The organism is Bacteroides sp. MSK.18.37, assembly GCF_019129155.2.
GTDB lineage: Bacteria > Bacteroidota > Bacteroidia > Bacteroidales > Bacteroidaceae > Bacteroides > Bacteroides ovatus.
The window spans coordinates 5,540,040-5,552,099 of sequence record NZ_JAHOIB020000001.1 but is presented as its reverse complement, the minus strand read 5'-3'; the positions used below and the strand labels follow the sequence as shown (position 1 = coordinate 5,552,099).

The following is a 12,060-nucleotide window of genomic DNA, read 5'->3' as shown; positions in this document are numbered from 1 at the left end:
GATTATCAAGGCTAAATATTCTTCATATATTATGGAAGAATATGCAAAACAATTCATCCAAATAACAGTTTATTAATATATAAACAGGTATAATTTCAAATTATAACTAAATGTGGCCGTATATAAAGCGATTATAAGTTTGAAGAAAATAAATAGATATTAGATATACTTTTTAGCAAAATATAAAGCAAAAAGTCATATCTTTGCATCGTAATAAAACAAAAGGTTACAACAATCAACAAATATAAATCAAAATGACAACAAAGATTAAGTTCACAAAAATGCATGGAGCGGGAAATGACTACATATATGTAGACACAAGCCAATATCCGATAGCCGACCCTGCAAAGAAGGCAATCGAATGGAGCAAGTTTCATACAGGAATCGGAAGTGATGGACTTATATTGATTGGTGTCTCTGATAAAGCGGATTTCAGCATGCGCATTTTCAATGCGGACGGTTCGGAAGCTATGATGTGCGGTAACGGAAGCCGTTGTGTAGGCAAATATGTATATGAATACGGCTTGACTGACAAAACAGAAATTACGCTGGATACACAATCAGGAATAAAAATCCTGAAACTGCATGTAGAGGGAAAAACAGTTAGTGCAGTCACCGTAGACATGGGTAGCCCGTTGGAAACAGAAGAGATTCAGTGGGGAGGAAAGTATCCTTTCCGGTCGACCAAAGTATCAATGGGTAATCCGCATCTCGTCACATTTGTTGAGGACATCACCCAGATTAATTTACCGGAAATCGGTCCTGAACTGGAGAATCATCCTCTTTTTCCCGACAGAACCAATGTGGAGTTTGCACAGATTGTCAGCAAAGACACCATACGGATGAGGGTGTGGGAAAGAGGATCGGGAATCACTCAAGCTTGCGGGACAGGTGCTTGCGCCACAGCAGTAGCCGCCTTCATCAACGGACTTACAGGAAGAAAAAGCGATGTAATCATGGATGGAGGGACAGTCACCATTGAATGGGATGAAATCTCCGGGCATATATTAATGACCGGACCGGCAACCAAAGTTTTCGATGGGGAGATTGAGGATAAGTATTAAAAAAGTATTAAGTATCAGGTATTGAGTATTAGATTTTGCAGAACTTAAAACAATAACAAGATGGCATTAGTAAACGAACATTTTTTGAAGTTACCGGGAAGCTATTTATTCTCGGACATAGCGAAAAAGGTAAATACCTTCAAGATAACACATCCTAAACAGGATATTATCCGGTTGGGTATCGGTGATGTCACCCAACCGCTTCCGAAAGCGTGTATCGAAGCCATGCACAAAGCGGTAGAAGAGCTGGCCAGCAAGGATACATTCCGCGGATATGGTCCTGAACAGGGATATGATTTTCTGATTGAAGCAATTATAAAAAATGACTTTATTCCACGTGGGATTCACTTCTCGGCGTCCGAGATATTTGTCAGTGACGGTGCCAAAAGCGATACCGGAAATATAGGCGATATTCTTCGCCATGACAATAGCGTAGGTGTTACAGATCCCATCTATCCGGTTTATATAGACAGCAATGTCATGTGCGGACGCGCCGGAGTGTTGGAAGAAGAGACGGGCAAATGGAGTAATGTTACTTATATGCCTTGCACAAGTGAGAACAACTTTATTCCGGAAATTCCAGACAAACGGATAGACATTGTTTATCTCTGCTATCCGAACAACCCGACAGGAACAACCTTAACCAAACCGGAACTGAAGAAATGGGTGGACTATGCCTTGGCAAACGATACATTGATTCTGTTCGATGCCGCTTATGAAGCATATATCCAAGACGAGAATGTCCCCCACTCTATCTATGAGATTAAGGGAGCTAAAAAGTGTGCGATCGAATTCCGTAGTTTTTCAAAAACGGCAGGATTTACCGGAGTACGCTGCGGATATACCGTGGTTCCGAAAGAACTCACCGCCGCCACTCTGGAAGGCGACCGCATACCGCTCAACAGATTGTGGAACCGCCGCCAGTGCACCAAGTTCAACGGTACTTCTTACATTACCCAACGGGCTGCAGAAGCCGTTTACAGTGCAGAAGGCAAAATACAGATTAAAGAAACAATCGACTATTATATGACCAACGCCCAAATTATGAAAGAGGGATTGGAAGCCGCAGGACTGAAAGTGTATGGAGGAGTCAACGCTCCCTACTTATGGGTGAAAACTCCGAACGGGCTTTCGTCATGGCGATTCTTCGAACAGATGTTGTATGAAGCCAATGTGGTCGGTACCCCCGGTGTAGGCTTCGGACCAAGCGGTGAAGGATATATCCGGCTAACTGCATTTGGTGAACGCAACGACTGTATCGAAGCGATGAGAAGAATAAAAAACTGGCTATAAGAATTTTGAATAACTTCTCCTAGTCTATTCATAACCAGTGGTTTTTCAATTTACTTGATAGTATTTCGCGCGCTACTATATATACATGGACCGTACATCCACATTTTTCTAACTATTAAAGGTAAAAAGACGATGAAAACGACGATTAACAAAAAAATGAGGGTAATAACAGTAGCATTATTACTGTCAGGGCTTGTCCCGTCTACAATGATAGCACAAGATAAGGTAGAAGCTTCCGTTGGAGCAGATCTGGTAAGTGGTTACATCTGGCGCGGCCAGGATTTAGGCGGAGTGAGCGTTCAACCCTCACTGGAAATCTCTTACAAAGGTTTCTCACTCGGAGCATGGGGATCGGTAGGATTCGAATCGACGGACACAAAAGAGTTCGATTTAACTCTTGGTTATTCGATAGGCGGTTTTAGCGTTTCAGTGACGGATTATTGGTTTAATACCCAAGTAGAAACTGGCATAGACGATGATGGAGAAACGATCTTTGCAACTAACAAGTATTTTAAATACGGAGCTCATTCAACGGCTCATGTATTTGAAGCACAAGTCGGATATGACTTCGGACCACTGGCAGTCAACTGGTATACAAATTTTGCAGGTGCCGACGGCGTGAAAGAAAATGGCAAAAGGGCTTATTCTTCTTACCTCGCACTTAGCGCACCATTCAAATTGGGAGGTCTCGACTGGACAGTAGATTTAGGTATGGTTCCTTGGGAGACAACTTTCTACAATGGCTATACAAGTGGTTTCTGCATATCAGATGTAAGTCTCGGAGCTTCCAAGGATATCAAAATCACAGATTCCTTCTCCGTTCCGGCATTTGCCAAGGTATCTGTCAATCCACGGACAGAAGGAGCCTACTTCGCATTCGGATTAAGTTTTTAAGAGAGAGAATTTAGAATATCAAAGAGCGTATAGGGATCGGGTAGTTAGAGTTTAGATTTTATCGGTTTGTTGTATGGTAACCTACTATGGCTGCCACACCCTATACCTCTTTCTTTTACAGGTCAACACTAATATTTAAGGTATATGAAAAAGATTGAAGCTATTATCCGTAAAACCAAATTCGAGGACGTGAAAACAGCTCTCCTCGAAGCGGACATCGAATGGTTCTCTTACTACGATGTAAGAGGCATCGGGAAAGCCCGGGAAGCCCGTATCTATCGCGGTGTCATGTACGACACAAGTTCTATCGAACGTATCCTGATCTCTATTATAGTACGCGACAAGAATGCAGAAAAGACCGTACAAGCTATTTTAAAATCCGCACACACGGGAGAAATTGGAGACGGACGTATTTTCGTTATTCCTATTGAAGATGCCATCCGCATCCGTACCGGCGAGAGAGGAGATATCGCACTCTACAACGCAGAACAAGAAAGATAATTCTTTCTCCCCAACAGCTATCCGTATAACTAATAATGTAAAATCATCATGAGTAGACATATTATATATGCCATTTCCAAAATTGGAATCATGGCAGCCATCATTATGGCCTGTTTATTTACTCCCAGTGCTTATGCACAAGACACTGCAAAGTTATCAGAAGAAATAACAATAGTAGAAGAAACTCCTGTTCTCAACAGCGGCAACACAGCCTGGCTTATCGTAGCTACCATTCTCGTTTTATTAATGAGTATTCCCGGTATCGCATTGTTCTACGGCGGATTGGTACGCCAGAAAAATATATTGAGTATCATCATGCAGACATTACTCATTGTCGGCGTAGTCAGTATATTATGGGTCGCTTTCGGATATAGTTGGGCATTCGGTACCAGTTTTATGGAATCAGGCAATCCGTTGGGAGCCATTATAGGAGGATTCGACAAAGCATTCCTCCACGGAATCACCATCAATACGTTAACAACCGGGGATATTCCCGAACTGACATTCGTCATGTTCCAATGTATGTTCGCCATCATCACGCCTGCACTTATCCTGGGAGCATTTGCCGAAAGAATCAAATTCTCCGGATACATGGTATTTATTATCCTCTGGGTAATATTGGCTTACTTCCCGATGGCACATTGGGTATGGGGAGGCGGATTCCTTCAGCAAATGGGAGCCATCGATTTTGCCGGTGGTACGGTAGTGCATATCAATGCCGGAATTTCAGCCCTTGTTATGGCGATCATGCTGGGGAAAAGAGAGGATTACCGGATCGGTCACCCGATTACTCCGCATAACATCACCTTCGTATTCATGGGAACGTCTTTCCTGTGGCTGGGATGGTTTGGATTCAATGCAGGAAGTGGCTTGGCTGCCGACGGACTTGCAGCCAACGCTTTCATGGTAACGCATATTGCCACAGCTGTTGCAGCAGTCACTTGGATGCTTATTGACTGGTTCTGCAATAAAAAACCGACAACGGTAGGTGCATGTACAGGTGCAGTGGCCGGATTGGTTGCCATTACCCCGGCAGCGGGTACGGTAGATTTATTGGGTGCTTTCTTTATCGGTCTGATTACTCCGGTTATCTGCTTTTTCATGGTAGCGGTAGTGAAACCCAAATTCAAATACGACGACGCACTCGACGCGTTCGGGGTACACGGAATCGGTGGTATCGTAGGTTCTATCCTTACCGGAGTCTTTGCCACTCAATATATCACTGGTGAAGGCGGCGTAGAAGGAGCTCTTTATGGTGACTGGCATCAGTTGTGGGTGCAGATTGTCGCAACAGTAGTCTCTATCTTATTCAGTGCGGTCATCACTTTTGTTCTTTACAAAATGGTGGATTCACTCATCGGTATCCGCGTCGACAGACGGGTGGAAGAAGAGGGACTTGACATCTATGAACATGGAGAATCCGCATACAACAGTTAAAACAGAGAAACTCTAACATATTTAACAACAAATCAAATCAGGTATTATGTCAAAACTTAGATTCAGAGTAGTAGAGACAGCTTTCAAAAAGAAAGCTGTTGAGGTAGCAACCCCTGCCGAACGTCCTTCGGAATACTTCGGAAAGTATGTATTCAACAAGGAAAAAATGTTCAAATACCTTCCCAGTAAGGTATACAATGCACTGATTGATGCAATTGACAACGGTGCTCCGCTAGATCGCAGCATTGCCGACGAGGTAGCTGCCGGCATGAAGAAATGGGCTATCGAAATGGGTGTCACTCATTACACACACTGGTTTGCACCGCTGACCGAGGGTACGGCAGAAAAGCACGATGCTTTCGTCGAACATGACGGTAAAGGTGGCATGATGGAAGAATTTACAGGCAAACTGCTTGTGCAACAGGAACCGGATGCTTCTTCTTTCCCGAATGGCGGAATCCGCAATACATTCGAAGCGCGTGGTTACAGTGCCTGGGATCCTTCATCACCTGCTTTTATTGTAGATGATACGCTTTGCATCCCGACCGTGTTTATCGCATATACCGGTGAGGCTCTCGACTATAAAGCGCCTTTATTGAAGGCTTTACGCGCCGTAGATAAAGCAGCCGTAGACGTATGCCATTATTTCAATCCGGAAGTTAAGAAAGTGGTTGCTTATCTAGGCTGGGAACAGGAATATTTCCTAGTGGACGAAGGTTTATATGCCGCACGTCCGGACTTATTGCTGACCGGACGTACTTTGATGGGACATGACAGTGCCAAGAACCAACAGTTGGAAGACCACTACTTCGGTGCTATTCCCACCCGTGTGGCTGCCTTCATGAAAGACCTTGAAATTGAAGCTCTGAAACTGGGTATTCCTGTCAAGACCCGTCACAACGAAGTTGCTCCAAACCAGTTTGAGCTGGCTCCCATCTTTGAAGAATGTAACTTGGCCAACGACCATAACTTGCTGATTATGTCATTGATGCGTAAGGTAAGCCGTCGCCACGGTTTCCGCGTACTGCTTCATGAAAAGCCATTCAAAGGTGTCAATGGTTCGGGTAAACACAACAACTGGTCTTTGGGCACTGATACAGGTATCTTATTGATGGGACCGGGCAAGACTCCGGAAGACAATCTGCGTTTTGTTACATTCGTTGTCAATACATTGATGGCAGTTTATCATCATAACGGACTACTGAAAGCTTCTATCTCCAGTGCTACCAACGCCCACCGTCTGGGAGCGAATGAGGCACCTCCTGCAATTATCTCCTCTTTCCTTGGAAAACAGTTGTCGCAGGTATTAGATCATATCGAAAACAGTACGAAAGATGATTTAATCAGCCTTAGCGGTAAACAGGGAATGAAGTTGGATATTCCGCAGATTCCTGAATTACTGATCGATAATACAGACCGTAACCGTACTTCTCCATTTGCTTTCACAGGCAACCGCTTTGAGTTCCGTGCCGTAGGTTCCGAAGCAAACTGTGCTTCTGCCATGATTGCATTGAACTCGGCCGTAGCAAATCAATTGGTGAAGTTTAAGAAGGACGTGGATGCGTTGATTGAAAAGGGAGAACCCAAAGTTTCCGCCATTCTTGAAATCATCCGCGGATATATCAAAGAATGTAAAGCCATTCATTTCGACGGTAACGGTTACAGTGACGAATGGAAGAAAGAAGCTGCCCGTCGTGGACTGGATTGCGAAACCAGTGTTCCTGTTATCTTCGACAATTACCTGAAACCGGAAACAATTGCCATGTTCGAAGCTACCGGTGTAATGACCAAGAAAGAACTGGAAGCCCGTAACGAGGTGAAATGGGAAACTTATACGAAGAAGATTCAGATTGAGGCACGTGTATTGGGTGACTTGGCAATGAATCATATCATTCCGGTTGCCACTCAATACCAGACGGACTTAATTAATAATGTCTATAAGATGCAATCTCTTTTCCCGGCAGAAAAGGCAGCGAAATTGTCTGCTAAGAACCTGGAGCTTATTGAAGAGATTGCCGACCGTACAGCTTTCATCAAGGAGCATGTAGATGCAATGATTGAGGCTCGTAAGGTTGCAAACAAGATAGAAAGCGAACGGGAAAAAGCCATTGCCTACCACGACACGATTGTCCCGGCACTGGAAGAAATCCGTTATCACATCGACAAGTTGGAACTGATTGTTGACAATCAGATGTGGACGCTTCCAAAATACAGAGAACTGTTATTTGTGAGATAGAAAAAAAATTATCTATTTCTTTTGTTGGTTGTTTTAAGTTTGCGGGGAGGAGTGCTGTGAAGCAGTCCTCTTCTTTTTTTTATTCGATAATCTTTGCGTCTTCAATATCATCATCGTCATGCATAACCGGAGCCTTCGGGCGGCGACGGGCAAACTTGAACCAGTTTATCAATTCGGAAAGAGAATAAACCAAACTGCTGATACCAATAATTATAAATGCAGTATTACGCGCTCCTGTCGGATTGAACAAAGCGATAATACCCGCAATAAGAATCAGCGAAGGAATCAGATAAAAAGCTCCCGGAACGGGCATCCACCGACGAGCCATCGACAAAGAAGCAATCTGTTGCACTCCTCCCATAATCAGGATAAATCCCAATAAAAACATCAGGACATCTGCAAAGAATTCAGGCATCACAATCAACCAAAGTCCGAATAATAAGCTACCGATTCCTTCTATCGGAAAACGGGGAGCTGCTTCACCTTCCGGTCTTTTCCGGCCGAAATAGCCAAAAAGGCTGATAACACCGGGAATCAAGAAGGCAACACCTACCGTAATGACAATATAACTGGCAGCCGCATTGGGCCAAATCACGAGTACCAATCCAATCACAAGTGCGAAGAGAATGCGAATAAGGGAATAATTCATTGTTTTCATAAATTCTATATTTTTTAACCGAGTCTGTTCCAATACTTTTGCGAATATAAGTGTTTCTACTGATATATAAAAATAACAAATAAACATTGTAATAAGTTCGTAATAATATCGTTATGACGATTACATCTCACATTGATATTTTTGCAGAAATTTTAAACAGTTCCTTTTTCACAATGAAACAAAGCGAAATAAAAAAGAAATACCCTTATGTAGAGCGTGACATCAGTTGGATGTACTTCAACCAACGTATTCTGCTAGAAGCCGCCCGTCCAGAAGTGCCACTGCTGGAACGACTCACTTTTCTTGGCATCTATTCAAATAACCTGGATGAATTCTTCCGTGTCCGTGTAGCGACTCTGAACCGGATCGTAGAATATGCCGATAAAAACATACAAGCAGAACAAGAAACCGCCGCCTGCACTCTGAAACAAATAGGAAAGCTGCACAATCGTTACTACAAGCAGTTTGAGGAGATATTCGCTTCCATTATGGAGGAATTGAAGAAAGAGAATATCTACGTCATCAAAGATGCGGAAATGACGGACGAACAGAAAGCATTCGTCACTTCTTTCTATCGCAACAAACTGAATGGTTCTACCAATCCGCTTTTCCTCAATGGAACCCGCCCGCTGGACGATCAGACAGATGAGGATATTTACCTTGCCATCCGTCTGCTGCGCAAAGATGAAACGGGAAAGATAAAGGAGAAAGACTATGCAGTGATTGAACTGCCGACCGGAGACTTCGGCCGTTTTATTCAATTACCTGATTCGGATGGAAAAACATATCTCATGTTTCTTGATGACGTGATCCGCTATTGTTTGCCGATGATTTTTGTTGGCATGAAGTACACAGATTATGAGGCGTACACTTTCAAATTCACTAAAGACGCCGAAATGGAAATTGACAGTGATCTGCGAACAGGGGTACTTCAGAAGATTTCCAAAGGTGTGAAAAGCCGGAAGAAAGGGGAACCGATCCGTTTCGTCTATGACGAACAAATTCCTAAAGACTTGCTGAAAAAGTTGACCGGCCGCCTGAACGTGGATAAGAATGACACGCGTGTAGCCGGAGGACGCTATCACAATTTCAAGGATTTGATGAAATTTCCGGTTTGCGGTCATCATGAACTGAAATATCCTGTTTGGGAACCTATCTTCAAGCCTGAACTGAATGGCATGGAAAGTCTGCTCACTTTGATTCGTCGGAAAGATCGTTCCTTACATTATCCTTATCATAGTTTCGATACTTTCATCCGTGTGTTGCGAGAAGCCGCTATCAGTAAAGAAGTAAAAAGTATCAAGATGACGCTTTATCGTTTGGCTAAAGACTCCAAAGTGATAAAGGCTTTAATCAGTGCAGCCAAAAACGGGAAAAAAGTCACAGTAGTTATCGAACTGTTGGCACGTTTTGATGAAGCGTCTAATATCAACTGGAGCAAGAAAATGCAGGATGCGGGGATTCATGTTATTTTCGGAGTAGAGGGTTTGAAAATTCATTCTAAATTGCTGCATATCGGCACTCGGCACGGAGATATCGCCTGCATCAGTACAGGAAATTTCCATGAAGGAAATGCACGTATGTATACTGACTATACCATTATGACTGCTCACCGTCCCATTGTCCGGGAAGTCAATGCCGTATTCGATTTTATCGAAAAGCCTTATACTCCTGTTGATTTCAAAGAATTGCTCGTTTCTCCCAATGATATGCGTAAACGATTCATTGCGCTTATCAACAAAGAGATAAAAAATAAGGAACAGGGAAAAGAGGCTTATATCCTTGCTAAAGTAAATCATATTACTGACCGTGCACTTGTTGAAAAGCTATACGAAGCCTCAACAGCGGGTGTTCAAGTGGAACTGGTAGTACGCGGTAACTGTTCTTTAGTGACAGGCGTTCCGGGTATCAGCGAGAATATACACATCAATGGTATTATCGACCGTTATCTCGAACATTCGCGCATTTTCATCTTCGCCAATGGTGGAGAAGAAAAATACTACATTGGTTCTGCCGACTGGATGCCTCGCAACCTGGATAATCGTATTGAGGTGGCGGCACCGGTCTATGATAAAGAAATCCAGGCAGATTTAAAACGAATTGTCTGCTACGGATTCCGGGATACGGCAAAAGGAAGAATTGTGGATGGTACAGGCGAGAACCGGGAAAAAGAACGGGAAGAGAACAGTGTCCCATTCCGCTCACAAGAAAAATTATATAACGAATACAAGAATACATTATGATAAGTATGAAGAAAGTTAATTATGCGGCAATAGATATAGGCTCTAATGCGGTGCGGCTGCTGATAAAATGTGTAAACGAGGAGAATGCGCCCGAATTAATGAGTAAGGTACAGCTCATCCGTATTCCGTTACGGTTGGGAGAAGACGCCTTTACTGTGGGGGTTATCTCTACAGAAAAAGAGAAGAAACTGATTCGGCTGATGAAAGCCTACAAACAATTAATGAAGATATATGATGTGGTAGACTATCGTGCGTGTGCCACCTCTGCCATGCGTGATGCACGTAATGGCAAGGATATCGTTCAGCAGATCGTCAAAAAAACGGGTATCCGTGTAGAAATCATCGACGGGCAGGAAGAGGCGCATATTGTTTACGACAATCATATCGAACAGTTATTTGCTTCAGGACAAAATTACTTGTATGTAGATGTAGGAGGTGGTAGTACGGAAATTAATCTCATCAGCAACGGTGAACTGAAAAATTCCCGTTCATATAATATAGGTACGGTACGTATGCTTAGCGGTATGGTAAAGGAAGAAGAAAAGGAAGCTTTGCGCACTGACCTGATAGGGCTTGCCACAGAATATACCCCTATCAGCATCATCGGTTCGGGAGGAAATATTAATAAGTTATTTCGTTTAGCGGACAAGAAAGACAAAAAAGCGTCTCTCCTACCCATCGAATCACTGCAAGATATATATGAAACATTAAAAGCCCTCTCTACCGAACAACGTATTAAGCAATATAAGTTGAAACCGGACCGGGCCGATGTTATTGTTCCTGCTGCAGAGATATTTCTCGAGATAGCTACTCATGTAAAAGCTACCGGAATTATTGTACCTACCATCGGACTGTCCGACGGTATTATAGACAGCTTGTACACGCAAAACATGAACAGGCCTGATTCTCCGCAATCTCGATGAATGAATATATAAAAAACTCCTGATACTAAGTCTGGATATACTAGTATCGGGAGTTTTTGTCTCATCTTGCTATAATGTATAGATTCATCTTTAAAAGAGTTAGGTATTCGGATTTTGTTCTTTATATTTGTGCAACTATATATTTGAAACAATATGGATATAAAACTTAGAATTGAGCAATCTTCGGATTATCATGAAACCGAAAACATTACACGGGAAGCATTCTGGAATCATTATTCTCCGGGATGTGACGAACATTACCTCCTTCATATTATGCGTAACCATCCTAAGTTTGTGCCGGAGCTCGATATTGTTGCAGAACATAATAACAAGATTGTCGGTAATGTTGTCTGCCTCAAATCATTTATCATGGCAGATGACGGTAACCAATATGAGGTTTTGAGCCTGGGGCCCATTTCTGTCCTCCCCGAATACCAACAGCAAGGTATCGGAGGAAGAATGATTGCACTTACCAAAAAATTAGCTTCCGAAATGGGATTTCGTGCTATTTTACTTTGTGGTGACCCGGATTATTATCTCCGACAAGGATTCATTCCTGCCGAAACATTAGGGATTCGCACTGAAGACAATATGTATGCTACTGCTCTTCATGTTTGTGAATTATATGATAATGCTTTAGCCAATGTAAAAGGCCGTTATATAGAAGATAAAATATATCAGATTGATAAATCTGCTGCTAATGAGTTCGACAAGCGATTTCCTCCAAAAGAAATTGTAGTTGGTACTCCGTCACAAAAACGGTTTAATCAGATAGTAGTGATGCAGAAAAAAGCGAATTAAGGTTGAATAA

At 42.8% G+C, this 12,060-nt stretch carries 10 protein-coding genes; 9 read left to right on the top strand and 1 reads right to left on the bottom strand.

Going from position 1 to position 12,060, the window contains the following annotated elements:
* The first annotated feature begins 254 nt into the window (after positions 1 to 254).
* The 6 genes from dapF to KSX81_RS21405 all read left to right on the top strand — a co-directional run bounded on the left by dapF (position 255) and on the right by KSX81_RS21405 (position 7,425).
* On the top strand, positions 255 to 1,064 hold the full coding sequence (gene dapF, locus KSX81_RS21430; RefSeq protein ID WP_122138857.1) for a diaminopimelate epimerase: 810 nt from the start codon (positions 255 to 257) through the stop codon (positions 1,062 to 1,064).
* Between the two features lie 60 nt (positions 1,065 to 1,124).
* Positions 1,125 to 2,357, top strand: coding sequence for an LL-diaminopimelate aminotransferase (locus KSX81_RS21425; RefSeq protein WP_032854219.1), 1,233 nt, complete (start codon positions 1,125 to 1,127; stop codon positions 2,355 to 2,357).
* A 132-nt stretch (positions 2,358 to 2,489) separates the two neighbouring features.
* Entirely contained in the window at positions 2,490 to 3,251 is a 762-nt protein-coding gene (locus tag KSX81_RS21420) for a hypothetical protein (protein ID WP_217725760.1), read from the top strand.
* A 144-nt stretch (positions 3,252 to 3,395) separates the two neighbouring features.
* The gene (locus tag KSX81_RS21415; protein WP_004300089.1) at positions 3,396 to 3,752 is read left to right on the top strand and encodes a P-II family nitrogen regulator; all 357 of its coding nucleotides are present in this window, start codon (positions 3,396 to 3,398) and stop codon (positions 3,750 to 3,752) included.
* A 48-nt stretch (positions 3,753 to 3,800) separates the two neighbouring features.
* Positions 3,801 to 5,189 carry an ammonium transporter gene (locus KSX81_RS21410; RefSeq protein ID WP_217725761.1) on the top strand — a complete coding sequence of 463 codons (1,389 nt, stop codon included), beginning with the start codon at positions 3,801 to 3,803 and terminating at the stop codon, positions 5,187 to 5,189.
* Between the two features lie 46 nt (positions 5,190 to 5,235).
* Entirely contained in the window at positions 5,236 to 7,425 is a 2,190-nt protein-coding gene (locus KSX81_RS21405) for a glutamine synthetase III (protein WP_007761654.1), read from the top strand.
* A 79-nt stretch (positions 7,426 to 7,504) separates the two neighbouring features.
* Here KSX81_RS21405 and KSX81_RS21400 read toward each other — a convergent pair whose 3' ends face one another.
* Positions 7,505 to 8,083 carry an HdeD family acid-resistance protein gene (locus KSX81_RS21400; RefSeq protein WP_004303713.1) on the bottom strand — a complete coding sequence of 193 codons (579 nt, stop codon included), beginning with the start codon at positions 8,081 to 8,083 and terminating at the stop codon, positions 7,505 to 7,507.
* 173 nt (positions 8,084 to 8,256) lie between these two features.
* On the opposite strand from KSX81_RS21400, the gene KSX81_RS21395 reads away from it, so the two are divergent.
* The 3 genes from KSX81_RS21395 to KSX81_RS21385 all read left to right on the top strand — a co-directional run bounded on the left by KSX81_RS21395 (position 8,257) and on the right by KSX81_RS21385 (position 12,050).
* Positions 8,257 to 10,326: an RNA degradosome polyphosphate kinase gene (locus KSX81_RS21395; protein ID WP_032846627.1), complete on the top strand. Its 2,070-nt coding sequence runs from the start codon at positions 8,257 to 8,259 to the stop codon at positions 10,324 to 10,326.
* Positions 10,323 to 11,249 carry an exopolyphosphatase gene (locus tag KSX81_RS21390; RefSeq protein ID WP_004317877.1) on the top strand — a complete coding sequence of 309 codons (927 nt, stop codon included), beginning with the start codon at positions 10,323 to 10,325 and terminating at the stop codon, positions 11,247 to 11,249. The genes KSX81_RS21395 and KSX81_RS21390 overlap by 4 nt, the downstream gene beginning before the upstream one ends.
* Positions 11,250 to 11,402: 153 nt before the next feature.
* Positions 11,403 to 12,050 (top strand): GNAT family N-acetyltransferase, encoded by a 648-nt coding sequence (locus tag KSX81_RS21385; protein WP_004303716.1) that lies wholly within the window; start codon positions 11,403 to 11,405, stop codon positions 12,048 to 12,050.
* Positions 12,051 to 12,060: the final 10 nt, after the last annotated feature.

Coding starts and splice junctions, on each gene's coding strand:
- dapF (WP_122138857.1), top strand. CDS start 255: ATGACAACAAAGATTAAGTTCACAAAAATGCATGGAGCGGGAAATGAC.
- KSX81_RS21425 (WP_032854219.1), top strand. CDS start 1,125: ATGGCATTAGTAAACGAACATTTTTTGAAGTTACCGGGAAGCTATTTA.
- KSX81_RS21420 (WP_217725760.1), top strand. CDS start 2,490: ATGAAAACGACGATTAACAAAAAAATGAGGGTAATAACAGTAGCATTA.
- KSX81_RS21415 (WP_004300089.1), top strand. CDS start 3,396: ATGAAAAAGATTGAAGCTATTATCCGTAAAACCAAATTCGAGGACGTG.
- KSX81_RS21410 (WP_217725761.1), top strand. CDS start 3,801: ATGAGTAGACATATTATATATGCCATTTCCAAAATTGGAATCATGGCA.
- KSX81_RS21405 (WP_007761654.1), top strand. CDS start 5,236: ATGTCAAAACTTAGATTCAGAGTAGTAGAGACAGCTTTCAAAAAGAAA.
- KSX81_RS21400 (WP_004303713.1), bottom strand. CDS start 8,083: ATGAAAACAATGAATTATTCCCTTATTCGCATTCTCTTCGCACTTGTG.
- KSX81_RS21395 (WP_032846627.1), top strand. CDS start 8,257: ATGAAACAAAGCGAAATAAAAAAGAAATACCCTTATGTAGAGCGTGAC.
- KSX81_RS21390 (WP_004317877.1), top strand. CDS start 10,323: ATGATAAGTATGAAGAAAGTTAATTATGCGGCAATAGATATAGGCTCT.
- KSX81_RS21385 (WP_004303716.1), top strand. CDS start 11,403: ATGGATATAAAACTTAGAATTGAGCAATCTTCGGATTATCATGAAACC.